Raw genomic sequence first — 16,945 nt, forward strand, 5'->3', positions numbered from 1 at the left:
CGGAGGGGCGCGTGAACCGGAAGGACACCCGAGATGAAGTACGTCGCGATGATCTACGGCAACCAGGCCAAGTGGGCCTCCTTCCCCGCCGAGGCGTGGCCGGAGGCGATCGCCAAGGTCGAGGCGTTCACCGCCAAGTACCGCGGCACCGGCGAGCTCGTCGGCGCGTACGGGCTGGCGGACGCGGCCGCCGCGCAGCTGGTGCGGCGGGTGGCCGGTGTGCCGGTGGTGACCGACGGGCCGTACCTGGAGACCAAGGAGTACCTGGCCAGCTTCTACCTGCTGGACTGCGAGGGCCTGGAGCGGGCCCAGCAGATCGCCGCCGACATGCCGTTCGCGGACCTGGAGCCGGTGGAGCTGTGGCCGATCCTGCACGAGTCGCCGGTGAACGACCTCCCGGCGGGCGAGTGAGCCTGACGGGCGGCGCTGCCCCCGAGGACCTGCTGCGCGAACTGGCGCCGCAGGTCCTCGGGGTGCTGGTGCGGCGGCACGGCGCGGCGGCGTTCGACGCGTGCGAGGACGCGGTGCAGGAGGCGCTGTTGGCCGCCGCGTTGCAGTGGCCGGAGGAGGGCGTGCCGACCAGCCCGCGCGGGTGGCTGGTGACCGTCGCGGACCGCCGGTGGGTGGACCAGGTGCGCAGCGAGTCGGCGCGGCGCCGGCGGGAGGAGTCGTCGGTGCTGGCGACGCCGCAGTCGGCGCTGGTCGCTCCGGCCGCCGACGTGCCGGATCCGGCGGCGGACGACTCGCTCGCGCTCCTGTTCCTCTGCTGCCACCCGGCGCTTTCCGTGCCGAGCCGGATCGCGCTGACCCTGCGGGCGGTCGGCGGCCTGACCACCGCGCAGATCGCGGCTGCGTTCCTGGTGCCCGAGGTGACCATGGCGCAGCGGATCAGCCGGGCCAAGCAGACGCTGAAGGCGGCGGGCGGCGGGTTCGGGCTGCCCGAAGGGGAGAGCGCCGTCGCCCGGCTGGGTGAGGTCAGGCACGTGCTCTACCTGGTCTTCAACGAGGGCTACACGGCCAGTGGCGGCGAGGAGTTGACGGTGCCGCGGCTGGCCGTCGAGGGGGTCCGGCTGGCCCGGCTGCTGCTGCGCCTGACTCCGGGTGACGCCGAGACGGCGGGACTGCTCGCGCTGATGCTCCTCACCGAGGCCCGCCGGGCGGCCCGCACCGGACCGTACGGGGAGGTGGTGCCGCTGGAGGAGCAGGACCGCGGCCGGTGGGATCGCGAACTCCTCGCTGAGGGGCTTGAGTTGATCGAGGCGGCGCTGTCGCGTGGGCAGGCCGGGCCGTACCAGGTGCAGGCGGCGATCGCCGCCGTGCACAGTGAGGCGGCGACGGCCGATGCCACCGACTGGCCGCAGATCCTGGTGCTGTACGACCTGTTGCTGCGATTCGACGCCAACCCGGTGGTCGCCCTCAACCGGGCCGTCGCCGTGGCGATGGTCCACGGGCCGGCGGCCGGGCTCGGCCTGCTCGACGAACTCGCCGCCGACCGGCGCCTGGCCCGGCACCACCGCCTGCTCGCCGTCCGCGCCCACCTCCTCGACCGGCTCGGCACCGACCCGGCGGCGGCCGCGCGTGCCTACCGGGAGGCCGCGGCCCGTACCTCCAGCGGACCGGAGCGACGCCACCTGACCGCCAGGGCGCTGCGGGTCGGAGCGGCGGGCCCGGGGGCGTGAGCCGTACGGGGACGGGGGCGTGCGCCGCCGGGCCGCACGCTGGTTCGCTGCTGCGCAGGGGGTTCTCGGCGTGCGCAGGGGGTTCTCGGCGACCCGCTCTTATTGTACTGTCCGTCTAATAAGCGGGTGAGCGGGAACCCGCAGGAGCAGGCACCCGGAGGCAGCCATGGCTCTCACCGACCCGGCGGCGCGCAGGCAGGACCACCGCCACACCACGGCCGACGACGACGTCTCCCGGCGGCTGCTGGAGTCGGCCGCCGCGCTGTCCTACGACCCCTCGACCGAGATCGACTGGGACAGCCCCCTCCCGGAGGGCCACTACGGCCTCAACCCCGAGTGGAGCACCCTCTACGGCACCCGGCTGTGGGACGAGATGACCGAGCACCAGCGGGTCACCCTGACCCGGCACGAGGTCTGCTCGATCATGAACACCGGCATCTGGTTCGAGATGATCCTCCAGCAGATGGTGCTGCGCGACCAGTACCTCAAGAACCCGGTCAGCGCCGAGTTCCGGTTCGCGCTCACCGAGATCGCCGACGAGTGCCGCCACTCGATCATGTTCGCCCGCGCCTTCGAGAAGATGGGCGTCCCCGCCTACCGGCCGAACAAGCTCATCGCCCAGGCCGGGCGCGCCTACAAGTCGCTCGCCAAGGGCGAACTCGCCTACGGCGGCATCCTGGTGGCCGAGGAAGTGCTCGACGTCATGCAGCGCGACTGGATGCGCGGCGAGAACGTGCTGGACATCGTCCGCGGCACCTCCCGGATCCACGTGGTCGAGGAGTCCCGGCACATGAAGTTCGCCCGGCAGGAGATCCGCGAACGGCTGCGGTACGCGAGCCCGGCCCGCCGGCGCGCCTCGGCCACCGGCATCGCCATCGGGGCGTACGTCATCGTCACCAGCATGGTCCACCCGGGCGTGTACAAGGCCGCCGGGCTGGACGTCGGACGGGCGCTCGCCGAGGTGAAGGGCAACGAGCACCGCAAGGCGATGATGCGCAACAGCTCCCGGCACCTGATGGCCTTCCTCGCCGAGACGGGGCTGCTCACCAGCCGCTCGGCGGCCGTCTACCGCCGCGTGCACATGCTCTGACGGTCAATCAGCTACAGCGAGGATCCGACTCCGGCCATGGCCTACGCGATCACCCAGACCTGCTGCAACGACGCCTCGTGCGTGTCCGTCTGCCCGGTCAACTGCATCCACCCGACCCCGGACGAACCGGAGTTCGGCACCACCGACATGCTGTACATCGACCCGCAGGCGTGCATCGACTGCGGCGCCTGCGCGGACGCCTGCCCGGTGGACGCGGTGTTCCCCGTCGACCGGCTGCGCGGGCCGGACACCGTGTTCGGCGAGCTCAACCGGACCTGGTTCCGCGACCACCCCAACGACCACGCCTGGGGCCGGCCCAGCTTCCCGCGCAGCCTGCCGGGCGAACTCGGCACGCTGCGGATCGCCGTCGTCGGCACCGGGCCGTCCGCCGGGTACACCGCGCAGGAACTGCTGCGCAGCACCAGCGCCGAGATCACCATGATCGACCGGCTGCCGGTCACCGGCGGACTGCTGCGGCACGGCGTCGCGCCCGACCACCAGGCCACCAAGCGGATCGCCGAGAGCTTCGCGAGCGTCTTCCGCGACCCGCGCCTGCGGATGCACCTGAACGTGGAGATCGGCACCGACGTCACGCACCGGGAGCTGGCCGCCCACCACCACGCCGTGGTGTACGCGGTCGGCGCGGCCGCCGACCGCCGGCTCGGCATCCCCGGCGAGGACCTGCCCGGCAGCCTGCCCGCCACGGCCTTCGTCGGCTGGTACAACGCCGACCCGACGGTGCCGGCCGACACGGTCGAGCTCCCGGCGGAGCGGGTGCTGGTCATCGGCAACGGCAACGTCGCGGTGGACATCGCCCGCATCCTGCTCACCGACCCCGACCGGCTCGCCGCCACCGACATCGCCGACCACGCCCTGGCCGCGCTGCGCCGCAGCCGGGTGCGGGAGGTCGTGCTGCTCGCCCGGCGCGGGCCCGAGCAGGCGGCGTGGACGACGGCGGAGTTCCTGGCGCTGCGGCAGCTGCCGGGGGTCGAGGTGGTGGTCGAGGACCACCCGGAGGTGCGGGCGGCGATCGAGGCGGCTGCACCGGACTCGCGGGCCGCGTTGCTCGCCGGCCTGCCGCTGGTGCCGTACGACGGGGGCGCGGAGCCGGCGGCGGAGCGGCGGCTCGTGCTGCGGTTTCTGTCGTTGCCGGTCGGGATCTCCGGGGACGGGCGCGTCGAGTCGCTGACCGTGGAGCGGACCACGCTGACGGCGGACGGGCGGGCCGAGGCCACCGGGGAGACCGACGTCCTGCGGGCCGGCCTGGTGGTGCGCTCCATCGGACACCGGGGTGTGCCGCTGCCCGGACTGCCGTTCGACCAGCGGGCGGGGACGGTCGCGCACCGGGGCGGGCGGGTCGTCGACCCGGCGACCGGGCAGCCGTTGCCGGGCGCGTACGTGGTGGGGTGGGCCAAGCGCGGGCCGTCCGGCGGGATCGGCGCCAACCGGGCCTGCGCGCGCGAGACGGTGGACGCGCTGCTGGACGACGCGGAGGCCCGTGTGCTGCCCGTACCGGAGGCGGGGCACCGGGAGTTCGAGCGGCTGGTACGGAGCCGGCGGCCGGACGCGGTCGGGCTGAAGGAGCTGCGGGCGGTGGACCGGGCGGAGCGCCGGCGGGGCGAGGCCGAGGGGCGGCCCCGGGTGAAGCTCGCCACGGTGCCGGAGCTGCTGGCGGCGGGGCGGCGACGGTAGCCGGCGTGCAGGGGATGCCGGCGTGCACGGGAAGCCGACGTGCACAGGAAGTCGGACGGGCCGACTTCCTGTGCACGCCCGGACCGATCTCCGCGTGCGGGTTGATCTGCGGGCCGCCGGGTTGACGCGGCCGTGTCCCGGCGCGGAGGGGGCGCGTTGGGCGGGTGTGAGCGGATTTGGGGTGATGCCGGTCCCACGGCAGTGGCCGGTCGAAGAAACGATTCTGCATGGCGTGGAGCCACCGGGGGAGCCCGATGCGGGGCCGCCCATCTACGCCGAGCTGGCCCGGCGGTGGCAGGCGGAGGGGCGGACGGTCCCCGGGCTGCCCGACCCGGTGTGGGAGACGCTGGCCGCGCCGGGCGGTCCGTGAGCTCAGTGTCCGGTACAGCACCACGTCCTCGCCCGTCAGTCGGGCCGTGCGCAGCCGCCCCGGCGGCAGGTCCCGGGTGCGGCCGACGCAGAACCAGCCGCTCGGGTACGGCAGCGGGGCGGAGTGCTCGTCCACGGCGGAGGACGTCGGAGGTCACCTCGGTGGCTTGACGGCGGTGTGAACGTACCAGGCGACGTACTCGCGCACGCCGTACATCTCCACCGTGGAGCGGAGATTGAGCCACTTCGCCGGGTCGCCGACACGGCGCAGCAGCTCCCACGGCAGACGGAAGTAGGTGTGCACGGCCTCGGTGGTGGGCGTGTAGTACGCCGTCGCGTCCAGCGCCTCCTCGACCTCGAAGCCGGCCCCGGTGAGCAGCTGCGGCAGGTTGCGGGCGTGGTACAGCTTGGCGCCGGTCATCACCATCGCGTCCAGGTACGGTTCGAGCAACCCCCGGGCGTGTGACGGAAGTTCGTCCAGGGAATCGGTGCTCATCGGGCCGAGCAGCACCAGCCGTCCGCCGGGGCGCAGCACCCGGTGCAGCTCGGCGAGTGCGCGGGGCGGGTCGTAGGAGTGGACGAGCGTCTCCATCGAGTAGGCGCCGTCGAACTCGCCGTCGGAGAAGGGGAGCCGGTGGTAGTCGCCCCAGGAGAAGGCGGTCCGGTCGGCGAGTCGGGCCCGCTCGCTCAGCCGGCGGGCCTCGGCGAGGTGGAAGTCCAGCACGTCGACCCCGGTGACCAGTAGCCCGAACCGCGCCGCCATCGCCCGGGCCACCACGCCCGCCCCGCAGCCGGCGTCCAGCACCCGTGACCCGGGCGGCAGCGCCAGCTTGCGGCCGAGCACGTCCTCCAGCTGCCGCTGCGCCCGCCACAGCCGCCACTTCGACTGGCCCGGCTCCGTCCAGCCCCAGTGCCGGGCGTTGCGCGCGACCCGGGTGTAGAACCACCGGCTCCCGGCCCGCCCGTACACCCGGCGCAGCCCGGTGAGATCGAGTTCCTGAGCGCCCATGCGGACACGCTAGCGGCGGGTGGGCGGCTGCTCCCGGCGGCGCCACGGGGAATGCCCCGCCGGGAGGGTTCGTAGGGCTGTAGGACTGGCAGGTCTGCGGGGCTCACCCCCGCCAGGCGCGCTTCAGCTCCTCCCAGCGCTGTGCCTGCTCGGGCGTCAGCGTGCCGCGCAGCTCGGCGAGCTTCAGCAGCTGCGCCTCCGCGTCGGCGCCCAGCGGCTGCGCCTCGGCGCGGTAGTGGTCGGTGAGCAGGGCGTCGAGCTCGGGCCGGGTGAGGGCGGGGTCGAGGCGCTGGGCGAGTTTGGCCATGTTGCGGTAGGAGCCCTGGAGAAGGAAGGGGGGCTCGGTGCGGGTGCGGTCGTCCTGGGCGGCGGAGTCGAGGTAGGCGCGGTTGACGGCCAGGACGGTGGAGCGCAGGTGCAGCAGGCCGGCCAGGACGGCGGTCATCCGCTCGGTCTCGGCGGCCGGCCAGGCGCCCGTGAGCTGCCCGCCCGGGGTGCCGGCCGCGCGGGCGAGCAGGGTGTCCAGGTCGGCGCGTTCGGCGGTGGCGAGCGGGGCCAGGTGGGCGTTGGAGGGCAGCGCGTTCTCGACGAAGCTGAGCGCGAAGAGGTCCTGGCGCCCGGCGACGGCGTCGCCGAGGTTCCAGACGTCGGCGCGGTTGGCGAGCATGTCGGGCAGCCGGAACAGCCGCCCGGACTCGGTGTACGGGTTGGCAGCCATCACCACGGCGAAGCGCCTGCCGCGCAGGTCCCATTCGCGGGCCTCCCCGTCCTGCACGCCGTCGATGCGGCGCTGGGCGTCGCACAGCGGGATGAAGCGCTGCAGGAACTCGGGCGAGGTGTGCTGGACGTCGTCCAGGTAGAGCAGCACGTTGTCGCCCGCGTGCAGGGCGAAGTTGAGCTTCTCGACCTCGCGCCGGGAGGTGGCGTCGGGGGCCTCGGCCGGGTCCAGCGAGGTGACCCGGTGGCCGAGGGCCGGGCCGCTGACGGTGACCAGCAGCAGGCCCAGCCGTTCGGCGAGGTACTCGACCAGGGTGGTCTTGCCGTAGCCGGGCGGGGAGACCAGCAGCAGCAGGCCGCTGCGGTCGACCGGCCCGCCGGAGTCCGCCGTGCCGAGCTGCTTGGCGAGGTTGTCACCGATCAGCGGCAGGTACACCTGGTCGATCAGCCGGTTGCGGACGAAGCCGTTGAGCGGGGCGGGCCGGTACTGGTCGAGCCGCAGCCGGGCGTGTTCGGCGGCCAGCAGGTCGCCGCGCAGTCGCTGGTAGGCGCGGTGGCCGGGTGCCTCGACGGCCTCGAACTCACGGACCCGGGCGAGTAGTTCGTCCAACCGGAGGTCGAGCCTGCCGCCGGTCAGCCGCGGGTGGTCGCCGAGCAGCCCGGTGACCCGGGTACCGACGGCGCCCTCGACCGGCCGGCGCGGCAGCGAGGGGCAGAGCAGTGCGGCGGCGGCCTCGGCGAGGTCTCCCGGCTCGGCGTCGGCGGCGCCCGCCGCCAGCCAGGCCGCGGCGAGTTGGCGCCGTACGGGCAACAGGGCGGGCTCGTCGGGCAGCGCGGCCAGCGCCTCGGTGAGGCCGGCCGACTCGGGGGCGGCGCGGAACTTGTCGAGCAGTGCGGCGGCGCCCGCCGAGTAGGCGAACGCGGGTGCGGAGGCGGCGAGTTCGGCCACCAGGTACGGCCCTGCTGCCGGGGATCCCACGGTCTCCGATCCGGCCGCGTCCGGCACGAACTCGGCGACCGCGGCCGACAGTTCGGCGGCCAGGGCGTCCAGCGCCGCCTGCGCCTGCGGTGCCGGGGCGCCGCCGAAGGCCTCCCGGGCGAGCCCGAGCGAGCGGGCCCGGGTGTGCCAGAGCAGCCGCTGCCGCGCGTCGGCGCCGTGCGCCCAGTACAGCTGCGCGGCCGCCCGGGCCTGCGCCGGGTGGCGCAACAGCCCGGCCTCGGCGTCGAGTCGGAGCAAGGCGTGGAGCAGCAGCGCCGCGTCGTGGTCGTGCACACCGCGCTGGTAGCCCTCGTCCGGGCGCTGTTCGGCGGCCCGCCGGACGTGCTCCAGCAGCTCCGCCGGGTCCGCGTCGGCGGCGAGCGTGCCCGGTGCGGCTGCCAGCAGCAGGCTCGCGGCGAGGTATTCGGCGCGGTAGAGCCCCGGGGTCTCCGAGGGCAGCGGGCGGTCCCAGTAGCGTTCGGTGGCGGCGAAGGCCGGGTCGGTGACGGGGGAGCGGTAGGCGGTGCCGGTCAGGGTGAAGGCGGGGCGTCCGCGCCAGGGGACGAGGGCGAGTTCGGGCCGCTGGGTGGTCACACCGAACAGGTGCCGGCCCAGCCGCAGGGTGCCCGGGCCGTCCCCGGCGAGCTCGGCGCGGTCGCGCAGGGCGCGGTGGGCCCGGCCGCGGGCGGCGCGCAGCCGGCCGGTCAGCTCCTCGGCCCGGACCCGGTCGCCGAGCGCGGTCAACTGGGCGGCCAGGTCGCGGAGTTTGACGGCCGTCGGGTCGGCGGCGAGGGCGGCGTCGATCTCGGCCGTGGTGGACAGTGCGGTCAGCCGCCGGTGCAGGGTGTCCAGGATGCGCTCGGCGGAGGCGGCCAGCCGGTCGGCGCGGCGGGCCCGTTCCTCCAGCAGGTGCTGGCGGCGGGCGGTGAGCGCGTCGTGGAGCTCGGTGCGCCGCTGGGCGAGCTGACCGCCGAGGGCCGGGTCGGCGTCGGCGAAGCGGGTCTCCAACTGTTCGATCCGCAGCAGGAGTCGGCCGAGCTGGTCGTCGCAGGCCTCGGGGGTGTCGGCGGCGGCGAGCGCGGCGGTGGCGGCCTGGCCGAGCAGGGCCGTCTCGGCGGCGAACTCGGCGGCGGCCTCGCGGGTGCGCAGTTCCCGGCGGCGCACGGTGAGCGCGGCCCGGGCCCGGTTGAGCAGCCCGAGCACGTCGGCGAGCCGGTCCAGGATCGCGGTCCGGGTGGTGGCGTCGGCCAGGTCGAGGGTGCCGACCAGCTCCGAGACGGTCTGCAACGCCTCGCCCTGGGCGGTGAGTTCGCCGCTCAGCGGCTCGGCCTCGGCGGCGGTGGCGATGACGGCGCAGGCCTCGGCCAGTTCGGCGGCCCGGCGCCGGTGCGGGGCGAAGGCCGTGGGCTCGGCGAGTTGGCCGACGGCCCGGCCGGCGGCCTCCGTCAGGCCCTCGGCGAGGTGCGCGGCGAGCGCGTCGATCCGCTGCGGGTCGGCGCGCGGCAGGTCGCGCAGTGCCTCGACCCGGCCCTGGGCGCGGCGCAGCCCGGCGAGCCGGTCGACCCACTCGGCGGCGTCGGCCAGGGTCTCGCCGCGGGCGGTGCGCAGCAGGCCCTCGACGTGCTCGGCGGCCTCCTCGGTCTGCCGGGCGGCGTGCGCGGTGAGCTGGGCGACGGCCTCGTACTCGGCGATGACCCGGCGGGCGGTGTCGCGGATCTCGGCGAGCGGTGCGGCGAGGTCGCCGAGGCCGTCCTGGCCGAGCCAGTGGTGCCGGTCGGCGGTGCGGGTGCAGGCGGCGAGCACGGCCCGGTGGCCGGCCGGGGTGTCGGCGCCGGCCGCGGCGAGCCGGGCGAGGGCGAGGCAGTCGGCCAGGGCGCGGACCAGATCGGCGTTGCCGATCCGGGCCAAGGGCCCGGTGCCGGGCGGCTGTCGGGCGGCGAAGCGCTCGCTGGTGAACGGGGTCCGCCAGAGCTGGACGGGGTGCAGCCGGGCGGGCCCGTCCTCGGCCGGGCGCAGCGCGATCAGGGTGCCGTCGGCGAGCAGCGCGTAGCCCTGGCAGGGCAGCGGGGCGGCGGCCTCCTGGCGGACGCTGTTGTACGGCTGGAGCAGGGCGCGGCCGTCGGCGGGGGAGCGGAACTCGTACAGCACGTCCTCGCCGTTGGGCGAGAGCACGGTGCGCTCGTACACCAGGCCGTCCACCGGCTGGTCGAAGGTGCGCACGGTGCCGTCCACCAGGTGGCAGCCGCCGGGGAAGGCCACGCCCTGGTCGGCGGGCAGCCGCAGGCAGGCCTGGCCGAGCGCGTCGATCCGGGTGACGGTGCCGGTGGGCAGGTGCACCACCAGGTGCCGGACGGTCTCCTCCTGGTACGGGCGCACCCGCACCAGCAGCAGGGTGCCCAGCCGGGCGTGGGCGATCTGCGCGTCGGCGAGGGTCTGCAGGGCCTCGGCCAGCGGCTCGTGGTGCAGCTCCCGGCCGTCCGGGGTGGCGAGGGTCAGCCGGCCGCCGTCGACGCCCAGGTGCAGCTCGCCGGCCAGGTCGGCGCGGGGCGGGCGGCCGGGGCCGGCGGGGAGCTGGTCGTCGCGGGTCAGTGCCGTCCAGGGGAGCTGCTGCCCGTCGGCGGGGGTGTGGTCGCGCTCGCCGCGCCCGTCCAGGTAGGCGGGCCGGGCGTCGTCGGCGCCGTCGTCCAGGCGCCAGCGCAGCACCCGGACGTCGGTGGCGGCGGGGCCGGTGCGGAAGACGGCGAGCAGCCGGCCCGCCACCGGGCGCAGCCGCTCCAGGCGGGCGTCGCGGAAGTAGCGGCGCAGGTCGGCGAGGTCCTGGCGCAGCCGGGGGTCGTCCAGCAGGGTGCCCTCGGCGGGGGCGGGGGAGAGGTCGGGGCGGTGCAGGCCGAGTCCGTCGGTGGTGTCCTCGGCGGTGGTGTCCCCGGCGGTGGTGTCGGGCCGGGTGCCGAGCAGCAGCAGCCCGCCGACGGCGGTGAGGTCCTGCGGGAGGCAGGCCCGGGCGGTGGTCAGCCGCCCGGTGCCGGTGAGCCGCAGCTCCCCGCCGCCGAACTCCTCGACCCGGCGGGCGTTCAACGCCCGTGCGCGGTCGGCGAGTTCGGCGGCGGCCCGGGCGAGCCGGTCGCGCAGGACCTCGTAGGTGCCGGCGTCGAGCCGGGCGTCGTCGAGGGCGTCCACGGTCAGTTCCTCAGCTGTTCGGCGGGTTGGCTACTTGCTGCCGTTCGCGGTGGCCTGCGCCCCGATCGGGGTCTCGGCGATGCCGAGCTTGCGCGCCGAGTCCAGCAGTCGGCTCAGCTGCCCGGCCTGCTCGCCGTTCCCCGAGCCGATCAGTTTCATCAGCAGCGCGGACACCGTCAGGTTCTGCACGTCCGCCGTGGAGACGGAGGACAGCACCCGGGTCAGGTCCTCGGTGAAGTCGGCCCGGCCGTCCAGCCACGGGCCGGCCAGCGCCTGCGCGGTCTGCGAGTGTCCGACGAAGGCGTCCACGCTCTTGCCGGCCGTCACCGACTGCACCAGCCGGTCGAAGAACACCGAGTCCCCGCCGACGATGTCGATCTTCGCCTTCTCCAGGCCGGCCGCGACCAGGGCCGCCTGCGCCTCGGCGATCTGCCGCTGCGCGTCCAGCCCGGCCAGCCGGACGTCCTTCTCGGCAGCCAGCCGCAGCCGGTACTCCTCGTGCCCGCGCGAGGCCTCGTCCAGCTTGGCCATCGCCGCGGCCTTCTCGGTCAGGCCCTCGGCCTCGGCCTTCAGCCTGGCACCGACCTCCAGCGCGCCGGCCTTGGCCTTCTCGGCCTGCACGGCGGCCTCGGCGCGGCCCACCTTCTCCACCGCCGCGGCCTCCTGCTCCCGTACCTGCACGCGGGCCAGGCCCTCGGCGGCGGCCTCCGCCCGGATGCCCTCGGCCAGCCGGACCTTGGCGGACGCGTCCAGCTCGGCGGCCCGCTGCCGGGCCTCGGCCAGCACCAGCGCCTCGCGGGCCTTGTGGGCGGCGGCCTGCTCGGCGGCCTCGGCGGCCTTGATGTCCTTGACGAGCTTCTCCTGCGCCTCCGCCTCGGCCTGGATGACCACGGCCTTGCGGACCCGCTCGGCCTCCTCGGTGGTGCGCAGCGTCTTGACGGCCTCCTCCTGCTCGGCGACGGTGCGGTCCACCGCGACCCGCTCGCGGACCACGTCCGCGACCTCCCGCTTGGCGGACTCGACCTCCTTCGTCTTGGCGATCGTGGCGAGCTCGGTCTCCCGCTCGCGGCCGACGACCTCCAGCAGGCGGTCCCGCTCGATCCGCTCGTTCTCCACCGCGATCACCCGCTCGCGGTTCTTCTGCGCCACCGCGACCTCGCGGGCCTGGTTCTCCCGCTGCACGCCGAGCACTTCCTCGGTGCGCAGGAAGGCGGTCTGCGCGTTGAGCCGCTCCTCCTCCTGCACCCGGGCGATCACCGCGTCCTCCTTGGCCCGCAGGGTCTCGATCTCGCGGCGCTGGCGGATCTCGGCGTCGGCCTGGCGCCGTTCGAGCTCCAGGACGGTCTCCCGGGCGTCCACGTTCTGCCGGGTGATCTCCTTCTCCTCGGTGCGCTGGTACTCGTTGGTGCGCACGTGCTCGATCGCGGTCAGCTCGGTGATCTTGCGGATGCCCTGGGCGTCCAGGATGTTGTCGGCGTCCAGCTGGCTCATCGGCGTCTGTTCCAGGTGGTCGATGGCCGCGTCCTCCAAGGTGTAGCCGTTGAGGTCGGTGCCGATGACCGCGATGATCTGGTCCCGGAACTCGTGCCGGTGGGTGTACAGATCGGTGAAGTCCAGCTGCTTGCCGACGGTCTTGAGCGCCTCGGCGAACTTCGCGGCGAAGAAGTCCTGGATCGCCTGCGGGTCGCTGGCCCGGGCGGTGCCGATCGACTGCGCCACCTTGACGACGTCCTCGACGGTCTTGTTCACCCGGACGAAGAAGGAGATCCGGATGTCGGCACGGATGTTGTCCCGGCAGATCAGGCCGTCCCGGCCGGCCCGGTGGATCTCCACCGTCTTCGCGGTGATGTCCATCAGCTCGGCCTTGTGCAGGATCGGCAGGACGATCGCACCGGTGAAGGTGACGTCCACCTTCTTCGTCCGGGAGACGATCAGGGCCTTGCCCTGCTCGACCTTCTGGAACAGGCGGCCCACGAACAGCAGCACGGCGAGCACGATGAGCAGCACGACGGCGACGAGAACGCCGAAACCCACGGCGATGGTGTCCATCACGGAGTCCTTTGACGAGATGGCGAGTTGGTGCGAAGAGGTGTGAAGTGGCGCGAGAATGCCGGAATCTGACGAGACGTCAGTGGATGATGCCCGGCGGCGACGGGTCGAAGGGTGCCACCAGGAAGTGCTCGCCCTCGGCGTCGTAGTCGAAGATCAGGGCGGTCCGTCCGGCGGTGAGCCCCGGCTCGGGGGTGGGGGTACGGACCTGGACGGTCGCGGTGGAGCCGTCCCCGGCGGTGACCTCGGCCTGGCCGAAGTCGGCGGTCACCCGGCCGGTGCGGATCACGCAGACCCGGCCGACGAAGTCCCCCCGGGTGACCGGCCGGTCCTCCGGGAACAGCCGCCGCAGCGGCCTGACCAGCACCCGGGTGCCCGCCCAGGAGGCGACCAGCGCGACGGCGAGCACACCGCCGCGCGCCGGCGCCCCCGAGGTGAGCGCGGTGCCGGCCAGGCTGACGAACCAGGCGAGCGCGACCAGCAGCGACACCGCCACCGTCACGGGCACCCCGCCCAGTCCCAGCGCGCCCAGCACGCCCCCGTGGTGGCCGGGGCCCGGGTGGGAGCCGTTTCCCCCGTTGGTCCCGTGGGCCCCGTTCCCCCCGACACCGTGCCCCCCGACACCGTGCCCGACGTGACCCGCGTGACCCGCCGGCCCGACGTGCCCGGCGCCCCCGTGGTGTCCGACGCCGTGTCCCCCGTGCAGGGCGTCGAACCCCAGTCCGCCGAGCAGCATCAGCAGCCAGTACCCGACGACCACCACCAGTGCGAAGCTGAACAGCGCTGTCGGAAAGGCCAGCGCGGCCGCGAAGAATCCCCCCGATCCGGCCACGCTCCCCCGCCTTTCCCCCGGCGCCGTGCTTCGGCACCGGGGAGATCATGACAGTGAGGGCGGCCCCCGCACATTGCCAGGATCCGGCAATCTTTACGGCCTTTTGACACCCTGGTACGCGCGGCCCGCGTGACATTGCGACGGCCCGGCAACAGGGCGGTCGCCGGGCCGTCGCAGAGCGGCCCTCCGGGTTTGCCGTGCCGGGCCGGCAGAGGTGCCGGGGCTGTCGGGGCGCTGGGCCGTCGGGGCGATGGGCCGTCGGGGCACCGAGATCAGAGCGGCTGGTCCGGCCAGTTCAGCAGCCGGGCCCCCATCGCCGCCGTCTCCAGCGTGAACCGCTGCAGCGCATCCGAAGGGTCGTACCCCGTGAGCGCCTTGATCCGCTCCAGCCGGTAGCCGAGCGTGCGCACGCTCAGCCCCAGCCGGCGCGCCGCCTCCGCGTTCACGTATGCGGCCTCCGCCTGCACCGCGATGGTGTCCAGCAGCGGACGGGCGCCGCCGCGCGCCTCGGTCAGCGGACCGAGCACGCTGCGCACCAGGTCCGCCATGGCCGCCCGGTCGCGCATCAGCACCGGGAAGACCAGCAGTTCCTCGGCCTTCAGATGGGTGGCCGACAGGTCCAGGCGCTGCGCGTAGTCCAGCGCGTCCAGCGCCTCCTCGTAGCTGCGCGGCACCCCGCTCGGCCCCGAGTGCCGGCGCCCGGTGGCGACCCGCAGCACCGGGCGGTAGCCGGGGCCGGGGCGCAGCGTCAGGTCCGCGAAGGCGTCCAGCACGGCGCGCTCGGAGTCCGGGGCGATGCAGACCAGCCGGCCGTCCTTGCTGGCCAGCAGGACGTCCCGCTCGCCGAACCGTCCGGCCAGCTCCCGCTCCACCCGGTGCACCAGCGGATGGACGTCGGCGAACGGCTCGTCGCCCACCGCGACCGCCACCGTGTACGCGCCCGCCAGCCGCAGCCCGAAGTGCTCCGCGCGCTCGGCGAGCAAGCCGAGTTCGCTGCGGCCGAACAGCAGGTCGTCGATGAACTCCCGCCTGGCTGCCTCCTCCTGACGGACCGCCAGGCGCTGCGCGCGCTCATGGCCCTCGCCGAGCGCGGCCAGCGCGGCGTCGGTGGCGGCCAGGACGGCGTCCACCATCCGGCGCAGCTCGTTGACGCTGCTCGCGGAGGCCGCCCCGGGCAGCGTCTGCCAGGCCCGCCGGGCCGCCGCCAGACAGTGCGACACCACCTCGCGCAGCCCGTACCCGGCCTCGGCGCAGTGCTCGCCGAGCTTGCGCAGGCCCTCCAGCTCGTCCCGGCGCAGCAGCCGGCCGGTGCGCGAGACGTCGGCGAGCAGGACGAGGTACGCCTCGGCCAGTTCGGCGGGTATGTCGTGGTCGAATTCCTCGGTCATCGCGTCCTGCCATCCCCCGTGCGACCTGGTATTTCGGCGCAGCACACTAGCAGGATCGATACCTCCGCCGGACAGGCTCCGGCCCCGGACGGGGGCCCTGCCGCTCGCTGCTGCGCCGCCCTACCGCTCGCGGAAGTGCAGCACGAAGCGCGCGCTGCTGCCGTCGATCCGCCGCCGCACGTACAGGGCCGGGGTGCCGTCCGGGGTGCAGCTGACGCCCTCGCGGACCAGCAGCGCGGTGCCCGGTGGGACGTCCAGCAGTTCGGCGTCCGCGAGGTCCGCGCCGACCGCCCCGAAGGCCCGCCAGTCGTACTCCAGCTCCACCCCGGCCGTTCGCGCCAGGTCCAGCACCAGGTTCCCCGGGCGGCCCGGCCGGACCAGCTCCGCGGGCAGCGGGCCGAACGGCACCCAGTAGCTGGAGGCCGCCCGGGCCCGCCCGCCCAGCCGGATCACCGAATCCACCCGGGACAGCTCCTGTGGCGTACGGCCCAACTGGCGGGCCGCCTCCGCGTCCTCCGCCGTGCCGGTCACGGGCGGGGCGGCCACCACGAACTCGCCGTCCGCCGCGCTGTCCTCCCGACCGGCCTCGGGCAGGGCGGCGTGCACGCTGCCCAGGTCGAAGCGCTGGCTGCGCGGATCCACCGCGATCGACACCCGGACCGCGGGCGGGCGGACGAAAGTGCCCACGCCCCGTCGGATCTCCACCACGGCCGCCCGCTCCAGCTCCGCCACCGCCTGCCGCACGGTCAGCCGGTTCACCCCGAACTCGGCGCTCAGCTCCGGCTCGCTGGGCAGCCGGGCGCCGGCCGGGTACGCACCGGCGTCGATGCGTTCCTGGAGCCGACGGGCCAGCCGGCGGTACAGCGGGGTGCTCGGGGTGCTCGCGGGGTTCGGAGTGTCCGCGGGGTTGGTCGCCACGGGCTCGATCCTACGAAGCCGACCGCCCGGGCTCGGCCGGTCCGCCGTCCCGTGCGGGTCGCCGTCGCGTTCGGGTGGCAGCCCCGTTCGGGTCGCCGCGGCGCAGCGACGGGAGTGGGATGGAGGGAGCGCAGGGCGCCCGCCGCTTGCCCGGGGGCCCCGGGACGCGTTAGACATCTAGACGTCTAGATGTCCCTCGTCCCGCCCGTCCGGTCCGTCCCGCCCCGCCGGCCCGCTCCGCTCGTCCCGCGCGGCTCCACCGAAAGGCCCCCGCATGTCCCTGGTCAACTTCCGCGACGCCGCCACCCTCGGCGACCCCGAGGGCCGACGGGTCCGCCCCGGCGTGCTGTACCGCTCCGCCCAGCCCTTCCCGGCCGCCGACGAGGCCACCGTCGCCCAGCTGCGGGCCTGCGACATCCGCACCATCGTGGACCTGCGCGACCCGCGCGAGACCCACCCCGCCGACTGGGCCGCCGCCGAGGCCGCCGGGATAGCCGTCGTCGCCGCCCCGGTGAACCCCGCCACCGACGCCCTCACCGCGCGGATGGGCACCATGACCACCGCCGCCGACCTCGGCGACTTCTACGTCCTGCTCGCCGAGTCCGCCCCCGAGGCGGTGGCGGCCGCGGTCGAGGCCACCGTCCGCCCCGGCGCCGTCCTGCTGCACTGCGCCGCCGGCAAGGACCGCACCGGCCTGCTGACCGCCCTCCTCCTGGACCTCCTGGACGTCCCCGCCGAGCGCATCGTCGCCGACTACGCCCGCACCACCGACGCCCTCCCGCAGATCTTCGCCGGCCTCGCCGAGCGCCACCGCACCGCCCTCAACGACGCCGACCACAGCCGCGTCACCGACTCCCAGGGCCGCCACCTCACCATCCCGGCCCCCCTCCTGGAAGCCCCGGCCGAGGCGATGTCCGTCTTCCTCGACCGCGTCCGCACCCACCACGGCGGCGCCGCCTCCTTCCTCCCCGCCTGCGGCGTCCCGGCGACGACCCTCGGCGCCTTCCGCGCCAAGGCGGGCGCAGCCACCGCCTGACCGCCGCCGG

12 protein-coding genes are annotated in these 16,945 nt (G+C 75.0%); 6 read left to right on the top strand and 6 right to left on the bottom strand.

Going from position 1 to position 16,945, the window contains the following annotated elements; genetic code table 11:
- The first annotated feature begins 33 nt into the window (after window positions 1–33).
- The 5 genes from BX285_RS24430 to BX285_RS24450 all read left to right on the top strand — a co-directional run bounded on the left by BX285_RS24430 (window position 34) and on the right by BX285_RS24450 (window position 4,831).
- Window positions 34–411: a YciI family protein gene (locus BX285_RS24430; protein ID WP_097235928.1), complete on the top strand. Its 378-nt coding sequence runs from the start codon at window positions 34–36 to the stop codon at window positions 409–411.
- A gap of 2 nt (window positions 412–413) precedes the next feature.
- Complete coding sequence (locus BX285_RS24435) at window positions 414–1,679, top strand: RNA polymerase sigma factor (RefSeq protein ID WP_097239949.1); 1,266 nt, start codon at window positions 414–416, stop codon at window positions 1,677–1,679.
- A gap of 166 nt (window positions 1,680–1,845) precedes the next feature.
- The gene (locus BX285_RS24440) at window positions 1,846–2,769 is read left to right on the top strand and encodes a diiron oxygenase (RefSeq protein ID WP_121178073.1); all 924 of its coding nucleotides are present in this window, start codon (window positions 1,846–1,848) and stop codon (window positions 2,767–2,769) included.
- Window positions 2,770–2,805: 36 nt separating this feature from the next.
- The gene (locus BX285_RS24445; protein ID WP_121178075.1) at window positions 2,806–4,461 is read left to right on the top strand and encodes an FAD-dependent oxidoreductase; all 1,656 of its coding nucleotides are present in this window, start codon (window positions 2,806–2,808) and stop codon (window positions 4,459–4,461) included.
- A 232-nt stretch (window positions 4,462–4,693) separates the two neighbouring features.
- Window positions 4,694–4,831 (top strand): hypothetical protein, encoded by a 138-nt coding sequence (locus BX285_RS24450; protein WP_257032375.1) that lies wholly within the window; start codon window positions 4,694–4,696, stop codon window positions 4,829–4,831.
- Between the two features lie 153 nt (window positions 4,832–4,984).
- Here the strand turns inward: BX285_RS24450 and BX285_RS24455 are convergent, their stop codons facing one another.
- From BX285_RS24455 to BX285_RS24480, 6 genes are all read right to left on the bottom strand, one after another.
- Entirely contained in the window at window positions 4,985–5,839 is an 855-nt protein-coding gene (locus BX285_RS24455; RefSeq protein ID WP_097235924.1) for a methyltransferase domain-containing protein, read from the bottom strand.
- A gap of 103 nt (window positions 5,840–5,942) precedes the next feature.
- Complete coding sequence (locus BX285_RS24460) at window positions 5,943–10,712, bottom strand: DNA repair ATPase (protein WP_121178078.1); 4,770 nt, start codon at window positions 10,710–10,712, stop codon at window positions 5,943–5,945.
- 30 nt (window positions 10,713–10,742) lie between these two features.
- Window positions 10,743–12,761 carry a flotillin family protein gene (locus BX285_RS24465; RefSeq protein WP_121178081.1) on the bottom strand — a complete coding sequence of 673 codons (2,019 nt, stop codon included), beginning with the start codon at window positions 12,759–12,761 and terminating at the stop codon, window positions 10,743–10,745.
- A 79-nt stretch (window positions 12,762–12,840) separates the two neighbouring features.
- Window positions 12,841–13,593 carry an OB-fold-containig protein gene (locus tag BX285_RS39300; RefSeq protein WP_121178083.1) on the bottom strand — a complete coding sequence of 251 codons (753 nt, stop codon included), beginning with the start codon at window positions 13,591–13,593 and terminating at the stop codon, window positions 12,841–12,843.
- A 272-nt stretch (window positions 13,594–13,865) separates the two neighbouring features.
- Window positions 13,866–14,981, bottom strand: coding sequence for a CdaR family transcriptional regulator (locus BX285_RS24475; RefSeq protein ID WP_097235920.1), 1,116 nt, complete (start codon window positions 14,979–14,981; stop codon window positions 13,866–13,868).
- Between the two features lie 120 nt (window positions 14,982–15,101).
- Complete coding sequence (locus BX285_RS24480; RefSeq protein WP_183107211.1) at window positions 15,102–15,899, bottom strand: GntR family transcriptional regulator; 798 nt, start codon at window positions 15,897–15,899, stop codon at window positions 15,102–15,104.
- 274 nt (window positions 15,900–16,173) lie between these two features.
- On the opposite strand from BX285_RS24480, the gene BX285_RS24485 reads away from it, so the two are divergent.
- Window positions 16,174–16,935, top strand: a complete 762-nt coding sequence (locus tag BX285_RS24485) for a tyrosine-protein phosphatase (RefSeq protein ID WP_121178088.1) — start codon at window positions 16,174–16,176, stop codon at window positions 16,933–16,935.
- Window positions 16,936–16,945 lie beyond the last annotated feature (10 nt).

Source organism: Streptomyces sp. 1114.5 (genome assembly GCF_003635085.1).
Lineage (GTDB): Bacteria > Actinomycetota > Actinomycetes > Streptomycetales > Streptomycetaceae > Kitasatospora.

Coding starts and splice junctions, on each gene's coding strand:
- BX285_RS24430 (WP_097235928.1), top strand. CDS start 34: ATGAAGTACGTCGCGATGATCTACGGCAACCAGGCCAAGTGGGCCTCC.
- BX285_RS24440 (WP_121178073.1), top strand. CDS start 1,846: ATGGCTCTCACCGACCCGGCGGCGCGCAGGCAGGACCACCGCCACACC.
- BX285_RS24445 (WP_121178075.1), top strand. CDS start 2,806: ATGGCCTACGCGATCACCCAGACCTGCTGCAACGACGCCTCGTGCGTG.
- BX285_RS24455 (WP_097235924.1), bottom strand. CDS start 5,839: ATGGGCGCTCAGGAACTCGATCTCACCGGGCTGCGCCGGGTGTACGGG.
- BX285_RS24465 (WP_121178081.1), bottom strand. CDS start 12,761: ATGGACACCATCGCCGTGGGTTTCGGCGTTCTCGTCGCCGTCGTGCTG.
- BX285_RS24475 (WP_097235920.1), bottom strand. CDS start 14,981: ATGACCGAGGAATTCGACCACGACATACCCGCCGAACTGGCCGAGGCG.
- BX285_RS24485 (WP_121178088.1), top strand. CDS start 16,174: ATGTCCCTGGTCAACTTCCGCGACGCCGCCACCCTCGGCGACCCCGAG.